The following is a 20,931-nucleotide window of genomic DNA, read 5'->3' as shown; positions in this document are numbered from 1 at the left end:
AAAATGGATTTTAACGAAAAAAGTCAGCCCCTCCGCTGTGGCATTATTCTTAATAGAACAGCTGTAACAGATGGTCCCGTTTATATTAACCTCATATATTAATAAACTGGAAACATAAATTGTATTGTGGGTACAATTATGGGTGTATATTCTATAAAAGGTGAAATCTTGAGTGTGTAAACTTTACATGATACAATACTAAAATCAAATTATGGAATTTAGGAGGGCGTGAATTGACAACAGCGCAGAAAAAGACAAAATTTTGGTACTCACCTAAAGATATTAAGAAGGAGCAACTGGATTTTTTTTATAATGATAAGAAATGTGAAGAATTAAAATCCTTTGAAAAAATGAGAGCGTATTCTTCGCAGGAGACGAAGCAGAATTTCAAATATCATAAAGCAATGATTAGTTCATTACATAATGAAATGCTCAAAATTAGTAAGTATATATCTGTAGACTTTGCAGTTTTTCTGAGTGATGATACGGGAAAAATTCTGGATATTTATCCTTCATCACCAGAGATACAAGCAGAACTGAATAGGTCCGGATTAAGTGTGGGCATAAGTTTTGCCAAACCAGAATTAGGCCTGAACGCAGTTTCGCTTGCGATGGTAATGAATTCAATTGGAGTCGTTAAAGGGAAGGAGCATACAAATCCTATATTTTCCGAATGGAATTGTGTATGCTCTCCCCTCTATTCAGAAGGTGTAATACATGGGTATGTGGATATTTCTTTCTATAAAGGGCAGCCCATTGAGTTAGCCATTCCTTTAATGCGGCAGATTGCAGATAATGTAAGCGTTAGATGGATGCGCAATGATCCTGAACTGCAGCGGTGCAGGTTGGATTTGATTTTCACAGAGTATAGCTTGACAGCGAGGGAGAAGGATGTAGCACAAATGTGGTTGGTAGAAAAAAGTGCTTTGTACATTTCTAACGAGTTAGGAATTAGCGAAGGTACGGTAAGGAATGTCATTAAGAGCATCTATACTAAGATGAATGTAAATGACCGTTGGCAGTTTATCAAGAAACTGTCACCTTCTCCGGCTAATGAGCAGGAATTTATATTATAAATAAAGGAGCCCAGTGTTTTAGGGCTCCTTTATTTATTATTAAACCTGTAAATGCTTCAAATAAGAACCCCGTATGCTATTAAATTCACCTTCTCCAGAAATATCAGATATTCGTATTGTAAGCTGTTCATTTGCTGGTTAGATTGATTAACCTGCCGAATGGCCGTATCCACCTCAGATAAGGTAGCTAAGCCTTTACCTTGCAAGGTTTTAATATCATCTAATGCTTGCATAAGCCTGATATACTCTGCTTTTAATTGGACATTTCTTTGAGAAAGTTTATTAGCTTCAGCTTTATATCCCGTGAATTTTTCTTCGAGCTGCTGCTGGAGGGCATTTCTCTGCTCAAGCTGACTGGACCAGAGAATGTAATAGTAGCTTTTAAGTTCGGGCTCGGAGATCAGGATGGCATCATAATTGTCTTTAGCCAGCTTCACTTTGACATCCTGCTGTTTCAGTTCTAGATTATTAACGGGATCGAAAACTGTATTAAAGTTTTTGGTTGTTGGGATTACAGGTAGAGCGGGTGGATTGATTATAACCTTGCTAAAATCAGTCAAACCTAATTCGTGTTTAAAAAGCTCCATTTGTGCCTGTAGACTGCTTTCCTCACGATTAAGTGCAATTTCCTGCTGTTCAGCTCTAGCCTGGGTCTCTTCCAGTTCCTTCTTTGAAATGAGTCCACTTTTATAGAGTGAATGAGCATCATCTGCCTGGGAGGCTAAATACTGCAAGTCCTGTTTCAAATATTCGATATTCATTATTGCGGAGGAGAGCAGGTAATACTTTTGAATGACATCGTAGCGTACCAATGCCTCTGATTCCTCAACCTCTAACCGGTTGAGTGACTGATTACTCTCGAGCGAGCGCAGTTGGTTACTGTACTCTTTAAGCTGGCTATTTTTAAGTTCTAGATTATAGCTGTTCTGGCTAACATTCTGTGCTTGTATCCATTGATTTATTGAAGTATTTATCATGATTTGCAGTACGATTGACTGTTGGATAGCTGCTTTTTCTTCGTCACTCAGCTGGTCATAGTTTGAAATGTTTTTCAAGAAATCGTTGAAGGAGACAGGTAATTGACCATTTGATGATGTGACATTCTTATCCTCTAGCTTTTTTTTAACGGCATTAATATAAGAAAACTGGGCGTTACTTTCAACTGCTCTCCAATTAGCAAGCTTGACACTGGAGTAGTGACTTAGAGCAAGTTTCACGGCTTCATCCAAGGAAAGGTTTTTGGTTTTTACAGTAGCGGTGGCATCGGCAAAAGCAGTCTCTGAATAAGTAGTAAACAGAATAAAGCAAATCATTAAAAAAAGAAGCCTCACTTTAAGCATGGGCCATTCTCCTTTAATCTCTAAGATTAATCTTCTCCAGAACGAAATCAATAATTTTTCTAGAATCGGTAATTACAGAAGCATTAGCTGTCATCCCAATGCGAAGCTCTCCATGTTCACCATGGCGGTTGATGAGTGGGGTATTAGGAATAGTGGCTTCGACTAAGTAATAGCTCAGGCCATCTTGTTGAACAATAGAGTCTGTGCTAATTGAAGTAATTGTTCCTCGAAGTGAGCCAAAACTTTGTCTGGGAAAGGCGGTAAAACTTAAATCTACCTGATCACCTACTGTTATTTTTCCGGCTTCTGCATTGGGGACGGCAAGACTCATTTTATATTTTGATTCATTTGAAGGGATAATTGCTAGCAGTGACTCTCCAGCTTGTACTATGTCTCCAATATTAGTATCTTTCAGAACGTTGATAGTACCTGAAATTGGTGCTCTAAGTATCTTTTTGTCTCGTTCAAGTTCAAGCACCTTAATATTTTCTTGGAGTGTGGTTAAAGTTTTTGTATCCGTCTCGATTGCTGAATGAATTTGTACAATACGGTCAAGTTTGATTTTTTTTAATTCTGTTTCTTCCCTTACTTGGTTAAGTTTCTGTTGATTAAGCAAGTCACTTTGTTGCTCAGCAAGCCGTTTTTTCTGCATTTCTAAGGTTTCATGTTCTGTAACAGAAGGGTCGTGCCCATTGTGCAGTAATTCTAAACTGTTTTGTATCTCCGCTAATTGCTGGTTGTAATTCGTGATATTGCTTTCTGCACTAAGTAAGAATTCATTCTGAAATTGGCTGATTTGTAAATAAGAGGTTTCATATTGATGTTGCTCTTCTATTATCTGAGCTTTGGGTATAAGGCGTTCCCCCAAACTGAGTGAGCGGTTATAGTTTTCCTTTTTCTCAGTAAATTGGTTAGATAACTGAATATATTTACTTTGATATGAATTATATTGTTCGGTCCGTTTGGTATCTTCAGACGGAAGCAAGTTTTGATTATCTTTGATAGATTGTACAAGCAACTTTTCGTTTGTAATTTCAACATTAAGCAACTTCTCTTTACGCTCTAATTCAATTTTATTTTGAAAAGATTTATTTAAGCTGGTCTCAGCATTCATGGATGCAGATTCTTGCAAACCTACATTCTCGTGAATGGCAGATGTAAGCTGCTCATAAGTCCCTCGGTAGCTCTGCTGCAGCTGGCTATACTCAAGAAGAAATTGCTCTACCATATCGTAATAGTAAAGCTCGTCTGTTTTTTTAGAAGAGAGTAGGTTAGTCATGCTGCTAATGCTTTGTTTATAGAGCTGCAAATATTGAAGTTTTTTTGTGAGCTTGCTAATTTCAGAATTACGATTAGATAGTTCTATATCGAGATCTGTATGCTCAAATCTAATTAGGGGTTCTCCCTGTTTAATCGGTATTCCTTCCTTGATATATACATGTTCTACTGTCCCGTTAAATGAAGTTTGAATGGTACTGACTTTCTCGTTCGGTCTGACCACAGCAGTAGCCTTGGCAACTTCATCAATTTGGCCATTATAAGACCAGACAAGTAGCGATACTAAAATAATGAAAATAATAAATATGAAGGTAGAAATTATAGGGCTAGTTCTAGACTCCATAATTTCTCTACTGTCAGACATTTCCGACAGATTATGAATTTGTATACTCATACAAGAGATACCTCGCTTGTTCTCGTAGAACTTAGTATGCAGTGCTCCTGACTTTGGTCAATTCCGGGGAGCTGATCTTTCCATAGGCCAAAGTACTTTCCGCGGTAATCTAGGAGTTCCTGATGTGTTCCATGTTCTATGATCTGCCCTTGATCCATTACATAAATCCGGTCACAGCGCATAATGGTACTTAATCGATGAGCGATAATAACTGTGGTTATGCCTTCAAAAGTATTAATCGTTTCAGATACAGCCTTCTCAGTTGTAGAATCTAAATTACTGGTTGCTTCATCCATAATTAGAATATCTGGCTGTTTGAGAATCGCTCTGGCGATTGCCAAACGTTGTTTTTGACCCCCGGAGATATTTGCCGCATTCTCTTCTAGCATTGTGTTATAACGTAATGGCAGTTGATTGATAAATTCGTGAGCCTGTGCAGTCTGGCAAGCCTGGGCAATTCTATCAAGGCCAACATCAAGCCCCAAGCCAAGGCAGAGATTATCACGAATCGTTCCGCTGAAGAAAAAAGTGTCCTGAGATATATAAGAAATTCTCTGTCTCAAGCTATCGAGATGGATGTCCTTAATATTAATGTTGTTGATTAGGATTTCGCCAGACTCATGCTGATAAAATTGCATAATTAGCTTGATCAGAGTCGTTTTACCAGAACCACTTTCGCCGACAAACGCTATTTTTTCTCCTTCATGGAGGTGGAAATTGATATCTTTAAGTACAAGGGAACGAGTTCCGTATCTAAAGCTGACATTACTAAATTTAATATCGCCTTTTAAGGAAGTAGGCTGAAGCTTCTGATCTTCATCTTTGTGTTTTTCTGCTTCTAAATCTAGAATCTCTCCCAGTCGGTCGGACGCTACAACGGCTGTTTGCAGAGTTGGCTGTAAATTAATGAGGTTTTGTATAGGGTCTAAGAAGTATGCTAACAATGAGTTATAGGTAATAAGTTGTCCAATCGACATGTTACCTGCTATGACCTGGCTTGCACCAACCCAGAGAATGACGACACCTCCAATTAATTGGACAACGCTTTTTAGAGAACTCTGGACATTGTTGAACAATCCGAAGCTGAATACCGATCTTAGAAAAGAAATGAACTTTTTTTCTGTTTCGAAGCCTACACTAATTTCAGAATTGTAAGCTTTGACGGTTTCTATCCCATCAATCGATTCTACAAGATAGGAAGTGAGTTGAGCGTTCTTCTCCATCTGTTCCCGGTTCAGCCGGTCAAAGGGCTTATGAAACCCCCAGACCAAGGCCAAATATAAAGGTACCATCAGTAGAGTAACCCCAAATAGCATGGCGCTTTGCGAGTATAGAATGAATCCTCCGGCGATAACCATGATAATATCAATCATTAAGGTTAAGGTGGCACTGGAAATTGCATCACGTACTTTTGAGGCATCCATAAGTCTTGAAATGATCTCACCATTTTTACGGGTTCCGAAGAAATTCAGTGGTAGCCTTAAAACATGATGGTAATAGCCAAGGATGAGTGAGATATCTAGCTTCTGGCTCAAGGTAAGTAGGAGATGGCTGCGAAAGGCATTCAAGAGGATCTTAAAGATGTAAAGTACAATAACCCCTGCAGAGATAATATTAAGAGTCTTCTTTAGTCCAAACGGGAGGATTTCATCTAATAAAAATTGAAAATAGAATGCCGAAAAAATACCCAAAACGGTATATAAAATGGACGCTAAAAAAATCCCCATTAGCATTCGTTTCTGAGGAATCAGAAGCTTGAAAAAGCGTGCGAATAATCCTTGGGTCAAGTCACCTTTCTTAAATTCTGGAGTGGGAACCATCAGGATAAGAATACCTGTCCAGATTTTGAAAAAATTATCCGGGGTATACTTTACGATGCCTTTCCCAGGATCGGCGATGATAACTTCTTGTTTTGATATCTTATGAATGACTACATAATGCAATAATGATTGATCTATTATGACATGTGCAACGGCAGGGAGGGGGAAGTTATCAAAGAAAGCTTCTTGATTCCCTTTTACAGCTTTGGCTGTAAAACCTAATTTTTCGGCAGCTTTTACAATTCCAAAAGCATTGGTACCCATCTTATCGGTCCCAGCGATTTCACGTATTTTTGTATTCGGGTATTTTAGCCCATATTGTTTGGAAATAGTGGCAAGACATGCTGCACCGCAATCTGTAGCGTCAAGTTGCTTATAACAATAGAATTTTTTAAACAGGATGAATCCCACCTAATTTGCTTTATTGATTGACTTTTTGAATGAAATTAACTCAAGTTATTTTTTCTTATTTTGGTAATAATAAGTAGCAAAAAAGCCTCCAATCCCAAGTACAATAAACACAACACTCATGGTATGATCTCCTGCAGTATTGTTATCAGAGATAATCCCTCCAGGGAAAATCATATCAATTAAAATTGTTAAAGAAAAAATTAGAGCGTAAATAAATACACAATAGAAAATTTTGTTTTTGGTCTTTGAATAAATATAAAGACCGCCTATAAAAATGAAAAAATTAACTGCAAACCATTGAGGATTTAGAATTTCGGACTTCCCCATAAAGGTGAGAATCAAAATGAGGATGCCTAAAAAAATATCCGTTTTAATTATGAAAGGAATTAGTCTCTCGAATTTTTGCTTCAACGTAATTCTCTGCCGCCTTTCTTTATATGAAATATGAATATAAGAGACATTCTTCAGCGTACATAATGGAAGAATGTCTCTTACGGTTTAGAATGAGGAGCCTACAAGATATCCGGAAGCTACAGTACCAGCAATATAAACAATTGCAGCCGGCACAGCAACAGGTGCGGCAGCTACTGCAGACATAATAGTAACCATCCCGAAGATTCCAGCACCAATGTTACCCCAATTGACTTTGGATCCGCCATTAATGTCCAGACTGTTTTCATGAGTCAGTTCAGTAAAGCCAGCAGAATATACAAGCATTAATAATTCTCTCCTTTAAGTTGTAATTATGGCCGTAATCCTGTACCTACTAAGTATCCTGATACTATCGATCCACCTACTGCCATTGCTGCTAAAGGCAGTGTTACGGGGGCCGTAGTTACTGCCGCCACAACAGTTACCATACCTAGAATTCCATAACAAACATCATTCCAATTTTTCCCTCCTACAACATCAAGCATCTCATCATAAGATAAAAGTTCAAATCTGTTCATTCCGAGTTCCATTTCTTCACCTCCCTTCATGATGAAATGTTAACCCTGACTAGAGAATTGAAGGGTTAATTCCTATAAATATATCTATAATTAAATCTTCCGGGGATTGAGAAGGACTCAGTTCATTTACATTCACACTATAGCCTGCAGTGATGGGTTGTAAGTCATTGGAAGTTATAAAAGACATTGCATCCCGATATGTATTTTCTAATGATGCGGGGTTACCTGTATGTCTTGCATAGACAGCATTTACAAGATGGAATTTTTCTTTGAAGGTATACGGCCCTTCAGGTTGGAAACGTTTGTCTGTAGGAATCAAGATCTCTATATCAACTATATTTCCCGTAGATATTTGCTCTACTCCAAAAGTTGCTGTAACAATTGGACCTTGTTTTTGAATATTGACTCTCTCTAGATATTGTCCAATCTGTTTTAATGTCAGTTGTATATCTTCCTGTTTGATTTTTGCTCTCAATGAAAGTACGTTATCCAGCTTCAATTCTTGGCCAACTGCTATTTTTACCATTGGATTCTCCTTTCAGGTTCTGTTGCGGTATCAGATATTTATATAATTAATATTTATCTAACCCGACTTGGTAAGCATAACAGTGCAATAATTATATACAAATATCCCATTCTAGATATTTGATAAAAATCCCAAATATGATATATTATATGTTTGTTTTTTTAATGGAACGATCGTTGACTCAAACGAGTTTCTGAATAAACGCCAATTTGCACGAACAAATTGATACAGATTTATCGGGCTGTATAACTTCGGTTCCATCTTCCTTTATTTTGACTTGTGCGAGAAGGAGACATATAAGAAAAAGCGGCTAACCGCCAAAGACATAGGTTCTTTGGGATTAGCCGCCTTTATTAGTGAATCATTGTTTATAAATTAACCGCAAGAGCAGTTCAGGACCGGCTTGCGCGCAGCCTGGGTTTCATCCAGACGGCTGATTTCGGTCGTGTGCGGAGCGTTGATGACAATCTCCGGCGTCTCCTGGGCTTCCTTGACAATCTGGATCATTGTATCAATGAAGCCGTCGAGCGTTTCCTTGCTTTCGGTCTCGGTCGGCTCAATCATCATGCACTCCTCGACGGTTAGCGGGAAGTAGACAGTTGGCGGGTGGTAGCCGAAGTCAAGCAGCCGCTTGGCTACGTCGAGCGTACGCACCCCGTATTGCTTGAGATTACGGCCGGACATTACGAATTCATGCTTACAGACGCCCGGGTACGGAATTTCGAAATGCGGCGCCAGCCGGTGCATCATATAGTTGGCGTTCAGCACGGCATTTTCGGACACCTCGCGCAGGCCGTCCGGCCCATAGGTGCGGATGTAGGCATAGGCACGGACAAGAATGCCGAAGTTGCCGTAAAAGGCCTTGACCCGGCCGATGGATTCCGGTCCGCCATAGTTCAGCGAGTAGCTGCTGTCTTCATTCTGTACCACGGAAGGCTGCGGCAGGAAAGGAATCAGGATCGACTTCACGCCGACAGGTCCGGCCCCCGGGCCGCCGCCGCCGTGCGGGGTGCTCATGGTTTTGTGCAGATTTAAGTGTACCACGTCGAAGCCCATGTCGCCCGGACGGGTAATGCCCATGATGGCATTGGAATTCGCTCCGTCGTAATAGAGCAGGCCGCCGGCTTCATGAACGATTTCAGCAATCTCGACAATCTGCGTCTCGAACAGGCCGAGTGTGCTCGGATTGGTCAGCATCAGCGCAGCGGTATCGCTGCCGACTGCTGCTCTCAGTGCTTCAAGATCGACCATGCCTTTGGCGTTGGACGGGATCGTTACGGTATCAAGGCCCGCAGCTGCGGCGCTGGCCGGGTTAGTGCCGTGCGAGGAGTCCGGCACGATGACCTTCGTACGCTTCTCACCGCGGCTCTCGTGGTAGGCGCGGATCATCATCAGGCCGGTCCATTCCCCGTGGGCGCCGGCGGCAGGCTGAAGGGAGACGGCATCCATGCCGGTCAGGGCGGCGAGATCTTTTTGCAGAGTATGCATTAATTCAAGCGCGCCCTGAATGCTCTCCTCCGGCTGGTACGGGTGAATCTTGGCCAGACCCGGGAAGCGGGCAACATCCTCATTAATCTTTGGATTGTATTTCATCGTACAGGAGCCGAGCGGGTAGAAGCCGTTATCGACACCGAAGTTACGGCGGGAAAGGGCAGTATAGTGGCGGATCACATCCACTTCAGACACTTCCGGCAAAAGCACAGGCTCACTGCGCAGCAGTCCGGCCGGAATCAGCGAATCGATGGCCTCCTCCTCAGGAACATCGCACACCGGCAGGGAATAGGCTGAGCGGCCGGGACGGCTAAGCTCAAAAATCAGACTTTGTTCCGGTTTCATAAACAGCCCTCCAATAGCTTGGCGAATTGGTCGATTTCCGACTTGCTTCTTTTCTCCGTAACGGCAACCAGCATATGTCCGGCCAGCTCCGGATAATCACGGCCTAGATCGTAGCCGCCAAGGAAGCCTTCCTTGACTAGCCTGGAATTAATTTCACTGACGCTGCTTCCCTCCGGGAGCTTCAGCACGAACTCATTAAAGAACGGTGCGGTAAATGCAGGAGCTGCGCCTGTAAGCTCTCCGAGCTTGCCTGCAGCATAATGGCTCTTGCGGATATTCAGCTCGCCGACCTCGCGCATGCCCTCTTTACCCATAACGGACAGATAGACAGAAGCGCACAGCGCCAGCAGCGCCTGATTGGAGCAGATGTTGGAGGTCGCTTTTTCACGGCGGATATGCTGCTCGCGGGCCTGCAGTGTGAGCACGAATCCGCGTTTGCCGTTACGGTCAACGGTCTGGCCGACAATACGGCCCGGCATACGGCGCATCAGCGGCTCGGCTACAGCGAAGAATCCGCAGGTAGGACCACCAAGCGAAGCCGGAATGCCCAGCGGCTGTGCGTCACCAACTACAATGTCGGCTCCGAGCTTGCCGGGCGTTTCCAGAACGCCCAGTGCCAGCGGGTTGGCGCTGACTACAAGCAATCCTTTGACCGCATGGATCAGCGGTTCGATTGCCCCGAGATCCTCGATCGCTCCGAAGAAGTTCGGTGACTGAACCAGTACAGCTGCAGTATCCGCGTCAATTGCTTTAGCCAGCTTGGCTTGATCGGTTACGCCGTCTTTATAATCAATTTCCACAACCTCCAGTCCCCAGGCTCCGGCCGATGTAGCCAGTACTTGGCGGGCTTCGGGATGGACGGTACGGGAAACAATCAGCTTTTTGCGTTTGGTTGCGCCTGCTGCCAGAACAGCCGCTTCTGCGAAGGCAGTAGCGCCGTCGTACATGCTGGCATTAGCCACCTTCATCCCGGTAAGCTCGCAGATATAGGATTGAAATTCAAAAATCGCCTGCAGCTCGCCCTGGCTGATCTCCGGCTGATACGGGGTGTAAGCTGTATAGAACTCTGAACGGGAGATCACATGGTTGATGACTACCGGGATATGATGATCATAGATCCCGGCGCCGAGGAAGCTGGCGTGAGTATCAAAATTGGCATTCCGGTCGGCCAGTTCCTTCATATGGCGGAGCAAAGCATATTCATCCAAAGCCTCTGACATCGGCATGGTGCCCTGATAGCGTACAGACTGCGGAATATCGATAAACAGCTCCTCCATGGACTGAATCCCGACAGTCTCCATCATCTCCTGGCGGTCCTGCTCAGTCATAGGCAGATAGCGGTGCTTCATTGCGGCTTCACTCCTTGGCTCTTTTTATAAAACGGTGCTTTGACCACAGCGGCCTTAAGCTGCTTGCCGCGGATCTCCACATAAATCTCTGTGCCGATTTCACTGTAGGCTGCATCGATCAGCGCAAGCCCCAGATTGCGCTTCAGCGTCGGGGACTGGGTTCCGGTTGTTACCTCGCCGATTTTGACGCCGTCTGCGTAGACGGGGTAATGGGAACGCGGAATGCCGCGGTCAATCATCTCAAGCCCGACCAGACGGCGGGGCAGCCCGGCTTCCTTCTGCTTCACCAGCGCATCCTTGCCGATGAAGTCTGCCTTATCCAGCTTGACGAAGAATTGCACGCCGGCTTCCAGAGGAGTGATATCTGCCGACAGCTCCTGGCCGTACAGCGGTAGCTTGGCCTCGAAGCGGAGCGTATCGCGTGCGCCAAGACCGGCCGGCGTCAGACCGTGAGGAGCACCGGCCGCAAGCAGGCCGTTCCATAAGGCGGCGGCTGTGTCCGCCGGAGCATAGAGCTCGAAGCCGTCTTCGCCGGTGTAGCCGGTGCGGGAGAGCAGCACCTCTGCGCCGCAGACCTCGGCACGTTCGATGAAGTGGAAGGGCTTCAGCTCGGCGACAGGAGTGGAGGTAACTTTGCGGAGAATGGTTTCCGCCAGCGGACCCTGCAGCGCCAGGAGCAGGGTATTATCCGAGACATTTACCAGACTGACTCCGCAGAATTCGGCAGTGAGATGCTCCTGCAGCCACTGGAAGTCCTTATCGATGTTGGAGGCATTGACAACAAGCATATAACGTTCTTCACCGAGGCGGTAGACGAGCAGGTCATCCACCACTCCGCCGTCCGGATACAGCATCAGGGTGTATTGTGCGGCACCGTCAGCCAGCCGGCTGACATCGTTGGTGGTCATTTTTTGCAGAAAAGCTTCCGAGCCGCTTCCGCTGACCATGAATTCCCCCATATGCGAGACATCGAATAGCCCGGCCTGATGGCGGACCGCTTCATGCTCCTTGACGATTCCTGTAAACTGAACCGGCAGCTCCCAGCCGCCGAAATCAATGCATCTGGCCTCCGCATAAGCGGAATAAAGGCTGTAAAAAGGCGTTCTCTTCAAAGCTTCCATGTGCTCACTCCCCTGATCTGATTACACAAGCCTAAGGCGGCTGTTCCGTGCCTCTCCGGGCGGTGTCTGCCCGTGATAGACAACAAAAAAAGGACAGAACGGTCGCTAAAATACACACTTAACGTGCATAAAAAGCGTTCCGCTCTGTCCTTTGTACCTGAGAGTTACCCCGCACGGACCCATCCGGCAGGTTTCCCCGTTGGTGATCAGTGTGCTGTAGCAGCAGGTACTGATGCTCTCCAGAGATGCGTCCGGCAAAGGTCCTTTTGCCTGAGAGATTCACCCGCCCGGGGCTTACTCCTTCGGCGCTGTCTTCGGGAGGCAGTCTCTCCCTATGCCATCATTCGCAAAGCATATGTGATTGTCCTGAACAAACATGATCTGAGCGGCGCTTATCAGCGCCATGAAATCTGCTGTCTCCATTAAACCGGGTATTCAGCCGTCCGTCAACATAAAAAACGTCAAAAAGATGACAAAATTAATTTTCCTGTCAGTTATATTGACATTGCGTAAGCTGGTATTTTAGTCTATAACTACATTTACAACACCAAATTCGGAAATGAGGCGGCTTGAAATGAGTGAAGTGTTAGACAACCTGCGGTACAGTGAAGAGCACGAATGGGCTCAGCAGGGTGAAGGACGCGTAGTACGGGTCGGAATTACGGATCATGCCCAGCATCTGCTCGGAGATATCGTATTTGTGGAGTTTCCTGAAGTGGGAGCTGCTATTTCCGCCGGCGACAGCGTGGGCAGCATCGAGTCGGTAAAGACAGTTTCCGAATTATATTCACCCGTCTCGGGAAAGGTGACCCGGATCAATGATGCACTGGAGGCCAGCCCGGAGCTGCTTAACGACGAGCCATACAGCGGCGGCTGGATTTTTGAGCTTGAGCTTGACGCTGAATATAGCGAAGCTGTAGCAGGACTGCTGGATGCGGCTGCCTACCGCGAACTGGTCGGGGAATAATATAATATATTCACATAAAAGCGGCTGCCGGCACCTTTTCTTAAGGATGCCGGGCAGCCGCCGTATAAAGGGCAGTCTTCACACATGGTCGATACTAATGTGCGGGGTCTGTCTTTTTGTGCTGTTATTCCTCTTCCTGCAGCTGCCGGAGCACAATCAGCTCCACCCGGCGGTTCCTCTGGCGTCCCTCGGCAGTAGCATTATCGTAGGCGGGCCGGGTGTCGGCATATCCCGCATACTGAAAGGTGCCGGGATCTAGCCCCTCGCTGTCCAGAAAGAAGCGCAGAACCGAGAGCGCGCGTGCCCCTGACAGATCCCAGTTATCATTGTACTGTGAGCCGGCAGATACAGGGGTGTTATCTGTATGGCCTTCGATGCTGACCGATGCGCCTATGCCGCTGAATAACCCTGAGAGCTGGCGGAGTGCCGGAAAGGCGGGCGGCTTCAGCTCAGCCCGGCCGACATCGAACAAAAAGCGGTCGCTGAGCGTAATGGCAATACCCTGCGGCTTGTCCGCCACAAAGATCTGGTCGCCGAGATTATTGTCCTCAACATACGTTGTTATGACGTCCATCAGGGCGTTAAGCTTGGCTTCCTGTTCGCGGAAAGCGAGCTCGCGCGCAGACGGCGGCTCACTTTCGTCCTGTTCTTCTGAGGCCGGTGTATTTCCGGAGCCGCTGCCTGAATTTTCTGTCCCGCCGTTCCCTGAATTACCGGTTCCGTCTGTGTTGCTTCCTCCGGCAGCAGGCGGGTCCTGAATCCCGTCATCCCCATCCAGCACACCGCTTCCGCCTTCAAGAACAGGGTTGCCGCTCCGGAATGTTTCTGACAGGGAGCCTGTTACAATCCTGTACTTCTCGCTATCCAGACTGCTCATCGCATACATGACGACGAAAAAAATCAGCAGCAGCGTAATCAGATCCGCATAGGTAATCATCCAGCGGTCCCGGGGCTCGTGCTGCCCGTCCGCCTTGCGGCTGCGCCGGTTCCTCTGCTTCATGACAGGCCTCTGAAGGATCTCTCAATATCCGATGAATCGGCGATAAAGGAGCCCAGCTTCTTGCGGACCAGATGCGGGGGATCCCCGTTCTGCAGGGACAGTATGCCGACCAGCAGCATCTCCATGCTGCTTAGCTCTGCCTGGGCACGGGATTTGATTTTGGAGGCGATGGGTAAAAAGATTAGATTGGCGCTGGCTACACCATATAATGTCGCTGTAAAGGCGACGGCAATGGAGGAACCGAGACCCGACGGGTCAGAAAGATTGCTGAGGACATGAATAAGTCCCATGACAGTACCGATAATTCCCATGGTCGGGGCGTATCCCCCGGCAGCTTCAAAAATTTTGGCATAGCCTTCATACTTCAGCTCTTTGGCATCCATATCCAGCTCAAGTATCTGGCGGACCTGGTCCGGATCAGTACCGTCGACGATGAGCAGCAGCCCTTCACGCGTGAACGGGTCAGGATGCTCCTCCGCCTGCTTTTCCAGTGCAAGTACACCGCCCCTCCGTGTAATAGCTGCCATCGAGATCAGCTCCTGGACTTTATCCAAGTCTGTATCAGGCTGTCTTCCAAAAGCCAGGCGCAGCGCAGCGGGAACAGAGCGCAGTCTGGAGGCGGGAAAGCTAATCAGCACCGCAGCGAGCGTGCCTCCGAATACAATAAGGGCGGCGTTTGGCTGAAGCAGTCCGGAAAGGTTGCCGCCTTCCCAGAAAAAACCGCCGATAAGCGCGGCCAGACCGGCCAGGAGGCCGATAATTGAGGTAATATCCATAGGATCAGTCTCCTTAGATTTCTATATATTATGGTTTGCATCCATGTAGGCAACGCTGTATAATAAACGGGAACACGCATTCTTATCTTCCATATTTTTATTACCGTATGGGATTAGAGCATTCAGACCACAATTAGTGGTATATTAATATATTTTAGACGATAGAGGGGAGACGGGCAAATGAGTGATATTGTCGTCAGTACGAAGACTTTTAAACTGGAGTCCGAGTATACACCCCAGGGCGATCAGCCTCATGCCATAGAAGAATTAGTGAACGGCATCCGGCAGGGCAAGAGACACCAGACGCTGCTGGGAGCAACAGGTACAGGCAAGACCTTTACCATTGCACAAATGATTTCCAAGCTTAACCGTCCTACACTGGTTATTGCCCATAACAAGACGCTTGCTGCACAGCTGGCCAGTGAATTTAAAGAGTTCTTTCCAAGCAATTCCGTCGATTACTTCGTCAGCTACTACGATTATTATCAGCCTGAAGCCTACATTCCCTCCTCCGACACCTACATCGAGAAAGATTCCAGCATTAATGAAGAGATAGATAAGCTGCGCCACTCGGCAACGAGCTCACTGTTTGAACGGCGTGATGTTATTATTGTGGCGAGCGTATCGTGTATTTACGGCCTCGGATCGCCGCAGGAATACGGCAGCCTTCTGCTCTCTTTACGTGTCGGTATGGAGAAGCCGCGCAACCAGATTTTGAGCCGGCTGGTGGATATCCAGTATCAGCGCAATGATATGAACTTTGTGCGCGGTACCTTCCGCGTACGCGGTGATGTGGTCGAAATCTTCCCGGCCTCCCAGGGAGAGCATGCAATCCGGGTTGAGCTGTTCGGTGATGAGATTGAGCGAATTACCGAAATTGATGTGCTGACCGGAGAGCTGATCGGCGAGCGCGATCATATTGCGATTTTTCCGGCCTCTCACTTTGTTACCCAGGAAGAGACGATGCGAGTCGCTATTGTGAATATTGAGCGTGAACTTGAGGAACGGCTGGCTGTTCTGCGTGATGAAGGCAAGCTGCTCGAAGCACAGCGTCTGGAGCAGCGGACACGCTATGATATTGAGATGATGAAGGAGGTCGGCTTCTGCTCCGGAATCGAGAACTACTCCGGACCGCTGACCTTCCGTGAACCGGGAGCTACTCCGTACACGCTACTGGATTACTTCCCGGACGATATGCTGATTGTAATAGATGAGTCCCATGTAACGCTGCCGCAGATCCGTGCAATGTATAACGGTGACCGGGCGCGCAAGACCGTGCTGGTTGACCACGGCTTCCGCCTTCCGTCTGCACTGGATAACCGGCCGCTGCAGTTCGAGGAGTTCGAAGACAAGGTGAACCAGATTGTCTATGTCTCAGCTACACCGGGACCGTACGAGATGGAGCACTGTGAAACAATGGTGCAGCAGATCATCCGGCCTACCGGCCTGCTCGACCCTATTATTGAGGTGCGGCCGACAGAAGGCCAGATTGATGATCTGATTAATGAAATCCGTGAACGTGTGGCACGGGATGAACGGGTATTAGTGACCACACTGACAAAGAAAATGTCTGAGGATTTGACCGACTACTTTAAGGAAATCGGCATCAAGGTCCGCTATATGCACTCCGACATCAAGACACTGGAGCGTATGGCGATCCTCCGTGATCTCCGTTTGGGTACATTCCATGTCCTTGTGGGTATTAACCTGTTAAGAGAGGGTCTTGACCTTCCGGAAGTATCCCTGGTTACTATTCTGGACGCTGATAAAGAGGGCTTCCTGCGTTCAGAGCGCTCGCTGATCCAGACAATCGGGCGTGCCGCCCGTAACTCGGAGGGGCGGGTCATCATGTATGGCGACCGTATAACGGATTCCATGGAGAAGGCGATCAGCGAAACTGAACGCCGCCGGGCGATTCAGATTGCTTACAACGAGCAGCATGGGATTACACCGACGACAATCAACAAGAAGATCCGCGAAATCATCGAAGCCACTAAGGTGGCCGAGTCCAAAGCCGAGTATCTCACCGGCGCGGGCGGCAAGCTGAGCAAGAAAGACAAGCAGAGCCTGATGCAGCGTCTGGAGGCCGAGATGAAGGACGCCGCCAAGAACCTGCAATTCGAGCGCGCCGCCGAGCTGCGCGACGCTTTGCTGGAGCTGCGGGCCGAGTAGAGCCGCACCACGTAATGAACAGAACGGCTCTTTCCCGGCCGTTCTTTTTAGATAAGCAGATAATATAAAGGCTTAAGGTATTTGCGCATTCCGCAGGAACAGCTCGCAGTTGAAGCTCTTGGCGCATTCCGCAGGAACAGCCCCCGGAGCGCCAAAAGTTCAAGCGGTCCCGCAGGGACAAGCGATCCCGGCACCCAAGTAACTAAGTCCCTCCAACCCTACTCCCACGCCAACCCTTACGGGTGTCCAGAGGGTGCAACCCTTGGGGCCCTCCCTTGGCTAAGGGAGGGTTTGGGAGGGATCGAAAATGTTTTCCCAAAATATTTCCGTATTTGAAATTGGAGGTTTTACCGTTGGCGAACGAAAGTATAGTAATCAAAGGCGCGCGAGCGCATAATCTCAAGAACATCGACGTAACGATCCCGCGGGACCGCTTCGTGGTGCTGACGGGACTTAGCGGCTCCGGCAAATCCTCGCTGGCGTTCGATACGATTTATGCTGAAGGGCAGCGCCGTTATGTGGAGTCCCTTTCCGCCTACGCCCGCCAGTTCCTCGGCCAGATGGAGAAACCCGATGTCGATTCCATCGACGGCTTGTCTCCGGCGATTTCTATCGACCAGAAGACTACGAGCCGCAATCCGCGCTCGACGGTAGGTACGGTAACGGAGATCTATGACTACCTGCGTCTGTTGTTTGCCCGGATCGGCCATCCGCATTGCCCGGATCACGGAATCGAGATTACCTCCCAGACCGTTGAGCAGATGGTGGACCGGATTATGCAGTATCCGGAGAAGACCCGGCTGCAGATTCTCGCACCGGTTATTTCCGGCCGAAAGGGCGAGCACAAGGGCCTGTTCAGCGACATCTCCAAGCAGGGCTTCGTCCGCGTGCGTGTAGATGGAGAGCTGCGTGAGGTTACAGAAGAGATTGAACTTGAAAAAAACAAGAAGCACACCATAGAAGTTGTAGTGGACCGGATTGTTATCAAGGATGATGTGCAGACCCGGCTGACGGACTCGCTGGAAACGGCGCTTAAGCTGTCCGGCGGGCAGATTCTGGTGGATATTATCGGCCAGGAGGAGCTACTGTTCAGCTCGAACTTTGCCTGCCCGGTGTGCGGCTTCAGTATTGAGGAGCTGGCTCCGCGGATGTTCTCCTTCAACAGTCCGTTCGGGGCGTGCACGGAATGTGACGGCCTTGGGGTGAACATGGTTGTCGATCCGGAGCTGCTGATTCCTGACCCGGAGAAATCGGTGGAGGACGGAGCTTTTCTGGCCTGGACAGGCAGTACCTCCAACTACTACCCGCAGTTCCTGAAGTCGGTCTGTGAGCATTTCAAAATTCCGCAGAATGTGCCGGTAAGCACGCTGTCACCGGATCAGATGAACAAGCTGCTGTACGGAACAGGCAGCGAGAAGATCCGCTTCCGCTATGAGAATGACTTTGGCCAGAAGAAGGATGCGCTTGTCGCTTTCGAGGGAATTATTCCTAATCTGGAGCGGAGATACCGGGATACAGCCTCGGAAGGAATCCGTGAATTTATTGAAGGCTTTATGAGTGCCAAGCCTTGTCATGTATGTAAAGGCAAACGTCTGAAAAAGGAAATTCTTGCGGTTACCATCAACGACCGGAATGTGGCGGATGTTACAGACCTGTCCATCGGGGACTGCCAGGAATTCTTCGGAAGCCTTGTGCTGAATGAAAAAGAAACAGCCATCGCCAACCTGATCCTCAAGGAAATCAGCAGCCGGCTCGGCTTCCTGGTTAACGTCGGACTGAACTATCTGACGCTTAGCCGTGCGGCGGGATCACTCTCCGGAGGTGAAGCGCAGCGTATCAGACTGGCAACGCAGATCGGCTCTAGTCTAATGGGCGTCCTCTACATTCTGGATGAGCCGAGTATCGGGCTGCATCAGCGGGATAATGACCGGCTGATCTCAACATTGGCCCATATGCGTGATCTCGGTAATACACTGATTGTGGTTGAGCATGATGAGGATACAATGATGGCTGCTGATTATATCATCGACATCGGCCCGGGTGCGGGTATCCATGGGGGAAGCGTAATTGCCCAGGGTACGCCGCAGGAGATTATGGATGATCCGAAGTCGCTGACCGGAGAGTACCTTAGCGGACGCAAGTTTATTCCGGTAACCTCCAAGCGCCGGGCAACCGATGACCGCTGGATCGAAATCCGCGGAGCCAAAGAGAACAACCTTAAGAACGTTAACGTGAAGATTCCGCTGGGTGTCTTTACAGCAGTAACCGGCGTCTCCGGCTCTGGTAAGTCCTCGCTGGTTAATGAGATTCTGTATAAGAGTCTGGCCCGCCAGCTGAATAGAGCTGTGAAGGTTCGTCCGGGTCTGCATAAGGAAATCCGGGGCCTTGAGAACCTGGACAAGGTTATCGAGATCGACCAGTCGCCGATCGGCCGCACTCCGCGTTCCAATCCGGCAACCTATACCGGCGTATTCGATGATATCCGTGATCTGTTCTCCAAGACCAATGAGGCTAAGGTGCGCGGCTTCCAGAAGGGGCGGTTCAGCTTCAATGTGAAGGGCGGACGCTGTGAGGCTTGCCGCGGGGACGGGATTATCAAGATTGAGATGCACTTCCTACCGGATGTATACGTGCCTTGTGAAGTATGTAAGGGCAAGCGGTACAACCGGGAGACACTAGAGGTCAAATACAAAGGCAAGAGTATTGCCGATGTGCTGGAAATGACTGTGGAGGACGCAACCGAGTTCTTCAAAAACATTCCCAAAATCCACCGCAAGATGCAGACGCTGCTGGATGTCGGCCTCGGTTACATCAACATCGGACAGCCGGGAACAACATTATCCGGCGGTGAAGCCCAGCGTGTGAAGCTGGCTTCCGAGTTGTACCGCCGCAGCACCGGCAAGACGCTCTACATTCTGGATGAGCCGACTACAGGCCTGCATGTGGACGACATCGGCCGTCTGCTGGAGGTACTGCACCGTCTGGTAGACTCCGGTGAATCGGTTCTGGTCATTGAGCATAATCTCGATGTGATCAAGACTGCGGATTACCTCATAGATATGGGACCTGAGGGCGGCAGCGGCGGCGGAACAGTTCTGGCTACCGGAACACCGGAGAAGCTGATTACCGTTGAGGAATCGTACACCGGCAGATACCTGAAGCCAATCCTGATCCGTGATACTGAGCGGACAAAGGCACTGGAGCTGCAGACATCGGAGACGGTATAATAGCAGAGCGGCGGGTTTCTTTTGCCGGATAGTTAAGACAGGCTGTGATTTCGAGCGCTGCAGGCGGGTATCCGTTTGCAGCGTTCTTTTTCGTATCTGAATGCGGAAATAGCGGCTTAAAAGTGCACTGATAAATCGGCTATTCGCATGTGCGTGTCAATGTGAAAAATCATATTTATCATTGGATAACACTCTGTAATAATAATTTTTTACAACAATTACAGCTTTTTTAACCAATAGCTATTGCACTGCTTAAATGGTAGCGATAACATAAGGGTAGATATGAATGAGATGAACCTGCTTGTCCAACCTTTTCGGGGAGGTAATGCCATGCTGCTGGCAGAGGCTGCTGTGCAAGAAACGTCTACCTTTCATACCTTCGACCTCTTTATGATTGCTTTCACCGTGCTGATTTTTATCGGCGTCATCCGGCTGCTCCGTGCTCCGCAGAAGAACAAGTTTGCCATTGCTTTTGGTGTAGTCAGTCTGCTTGTCTTTCTTGTTTCGGATTATGCGATGGTTATGAATTGGTTAAGCTGAGGGTAACCTAGCCGAAGACAAAATGTATTTGTAATAACTGTAAATAGACACGGATTATTCTGAACTTTAGTCAATAAATAACGTCCCAAGCCTGAAGTGGCCTGGGACGTTATTTATTAAAATTGACTTTTATTAAATAGGTTGAAAT

General features: G+C 47.7%; 17 protein-coding genes and 1 riboswitch. Of the genes, 5 read left to right on the top strand and 12 right to left on the bottom strand.

From position 1 onward, the window contains the following. Nucleotides 1-233: 233 nt before the first annotated feature. Nucleotides 234-1,076: a helix-turn-helix transcriptional regulator gene (locus tag R70723_RS28915; RefSeq protein WP_039877493.1), complete on the top strand. Its 843-nt coding sequence runs from the start codon at nucleotides 234-236 to the stop codon at nucleotides 1,074-1,076. Between the two features lie 56 nt (nucleotides 1,077-1,132). Here R70723_RS28915 and R70723_RS28910 read toward each other — a convergent pair whose 3' ends face one another. From R70723_RS28910 to gcvT, 10 genes are all read right to left on the bottom strand, one after another. Next, nucleotides 1,133-2,416 (bottom strand): TolC family protein, encoded by a 1,284-nt coding sequence (locus R70723_RS28910; protein ID WP_039877492.1) that lies wholly within the window; start codon nucleotides 2,414-2,416, stop codon nucleotides 1,133-1,135. Between the two features lie 13 nt (nucleotides 2,417-2,429). After that, nucleotides 2,430-4,088 carry a beta-barrel domain-containing protein gene (locus R70723_RS28905; protein ID WP_039877491.1) on the bottom strand — a complete coding sequence of 553 codons (1,659 nt, stop codon included), beginning with the start codon at nucleotides 4,086-4,088 and terminating at the stop codon, nucleotides 2,430-2,432. After that, nucleotides 4,085-6,310, bottom strand: a complete 2,226-nt coding sequence (locus R70723_RS28900) for a peptidase domain-containing ABC transporter (protein WP_197071817.1) — start codon at nucleotides 6,308-6,310, stop codon at nucleotides 4,085-4,087. The genes R70723_RS28905 and R70723_RS28900 overlap by 4 nt, the downstream gene beginning before the upstream one ends. Nucleotides 6,311-6,364: 54 nt before the next feature. Next, nucleotides 6,365-6,730 (bottom strand): hypothetical protein, encoded by a 366-nt coding sequence (locus R70723_RS28895; protein ID WP_039877490.1) that lies wholly within the window; start codon nucleotides 6,728-6,730, stop codon nucleotides 6,365-6,367. Nucleotides 6,731-6,817: 87 nt separating this feature from the next. Then, nucleotides 6,818-7,036: a hypothetical protein gene (locus R70723_RS28890; protein ID WP_039877488.1), complete on the bottom strand. Its 219-nt coding sequence runs from the start codon at nucleotides 7,034-7,036 to the stop codon at nucleotides 6,818-6,820. 26 nt (nucleotides 7,037-7,062) lie between these two features. Next, a complete protein-coding gene (locus R70723_RS28885; protein WP_039877486.1) occupies nucleotides 7,063-7,281 on the bottom strand; it encodes a hypothetical protein in 219 nt (72 codons plus the stop codon). A gap of 37 nt (nucleotides 7,282-7,318) precedes the next feature. Next, a complete protein-coding gene (locus R70723_RS28880; protein WP_039877485.1) occupies nucleotides 7,319-7,795 on the bottom strand; it encodes a GyrI-like domain-containing protein in 477 nt (158 codons plus the stop codon). A gap of 375 nt (nucleotides 7,796-8,170) precedes the next feature. Further along, on the bottom strand, nucleotides 8,171-9,631 hold the full coding sequence (gene gcvPB / locus R70723_RS28875) for an aminomethyl-transferring glycine dehydrogenase subunit GcvPB (protein ID WP_039877483.1): 1,461 nt from the start codon (nucleotides 9,629-9,631) through the stop codon (nucleotides 8,171-8,173). Then, a complete protein-coding gene (gcvPA, locus tag R70723_RS28870; protein ID WP_039877482.1) occupies nucleotides 9,628-10,980 on the bottom strand; it encodes an aminomethyl-transferring glycine dehydrogenase subunit GcvPA in 1,353 nt (450 codons plus the stop codon). The genes gcvPB and gcvPA overlap by 4 nt, the downstream gene beginning before the upstream one ends. Then, on the bottom strand, nucleotides 10,977-12,101 hold the full coding sequence (gene gcvT, locus R70723_RS28865; protein WP_039877480.1) for a glycine cleavage system aminomethyltransferase GcvT: 1,125 nt from the start codon (nucleotides 12,099-12,101) through the stop codon (nucleotides 10,977-10,979). Before gcvT ends, gcvPA begins: the two co-directional genes overlap by 4 nt. 248 nt (nucleotides 12,102-12,349) lie before the next feature. After that, a riboswitch (glycine riboswitch) is annotated at nucleotides 12,350-12,445 on the bottom strand. Between the two features lie 230 nt (nucleotides 12,446-12,675). Between gcvT and gcvH the strand changes: the two genes are divergently transcribed. Beyond that, complete coding sequence (gene gcvH / locus R70723_RS28860; protein ID WP_039877479.1) at nucleotides 12,676-13,068, top strand: glycine cleavage system protein GcvH; 393 nt, start codon at nucleotides 12,676-12,678, stop codon at nucleotides 13,066-13,068. Nucleotides 13,069-13,192: 124 nt separating this feature from the next. Here the strand turns inward: gcvH and R70723_RS28855 are convergent, their stop codons facing one another. Together R70723_RS28855 and R70723_RS28850 are read right to left on the bottom strand one after the other, a co-directional pair. Then, complete coding sequence (locus R70723_RS28855) at nucleotides 13,193-14,068, bottom strand: OmpA/MotB family protein (protein ID WP_039877478.1); 876 nt, start codon at nucleotides 14,066-14,068, stop codon at nucleotides 13,193-13,195. Further along, nucleotides 14,065-14,844 carry a flagellar motor protein gene (locus R70723_RS28850; RefSeq protein WP_039877476.1) on the bottom strand — a complete coding sequence of 260 codons (780 nt, stop codon included), beginning with the start codon at nucleotides 14,842-14,844 and terminating at the stop codon, nucleotides 14,065-14,067. The genes R70723_RS28855 and R70723_RS28850 overlap by 4 nt, the downstream gene beginning before the upstream one ends. A gap of 180 nt (nucleotides 14,845-15,024) precedes the next feature. On the opposite strand from R70723_RS28850, the gene uvrB reads away from it, so the two are divergent. The 3 genes from uvrB to R70723_RS28835 all read left to right on the top strand — a co-directional run bounded on the left by uvrB (nucleotide 15,025) and on the right by R70723_RS28835 (nucleotide 20,783). Continuing rightward, nucleotides 15,025-17,016 (top strand): excinuclease ABC subunit UvrB, encoded by a 1,992-nt coding sequence (uvrB, locus tag R70723_RS28845; protein WP_039877475.1) that lies wholly within the window; start codon nucleotides 15,025-15,027, stop codon nucleotides 17,014-17,016. Nucleotides 17,017-17,369: 353 nt separating this feature from the next. Continuing rightward, entirely contained in the window at nucleotides 17,370-20,243 is a 2,874-nt protein-coding gene (uvrA, locus tag R70723_RS28840) for an excinuclease ABC subunit UvrA (protein WP_039877473.1), read from the top strand. Between the two features lie 330 nt (nucleotides 20,244-20,573). After that, nucleotides 20,574-20,783, top strand: coding sequence for a hypothetical protein (locus R70723_RS28835; RefSeq protein ID WP_039877472.1), 210 nt, complete (start codon nucleotides 20,574-20,576; stop codon nucleotides 20,781-20,783). The last annotated feature ends 148 nt before the right edge of the window (nucleotides 20,784-20,931 follow it).

Origin of the sequence: Paenibacillus sp. FSL R7-0273 (assembly GCF_000758625.1) — a bacterium.
GTDB lineage: Bacteria > Bacillota > Bacilli > Paenibacillales > Paenibacillaceae > Paenibacillus_AQ.
The sequence above is the reverse complement of the archived record's forward strand: the minus strand, read 5'-3'. Positions and strand labels throughout refer to the sequence as shown.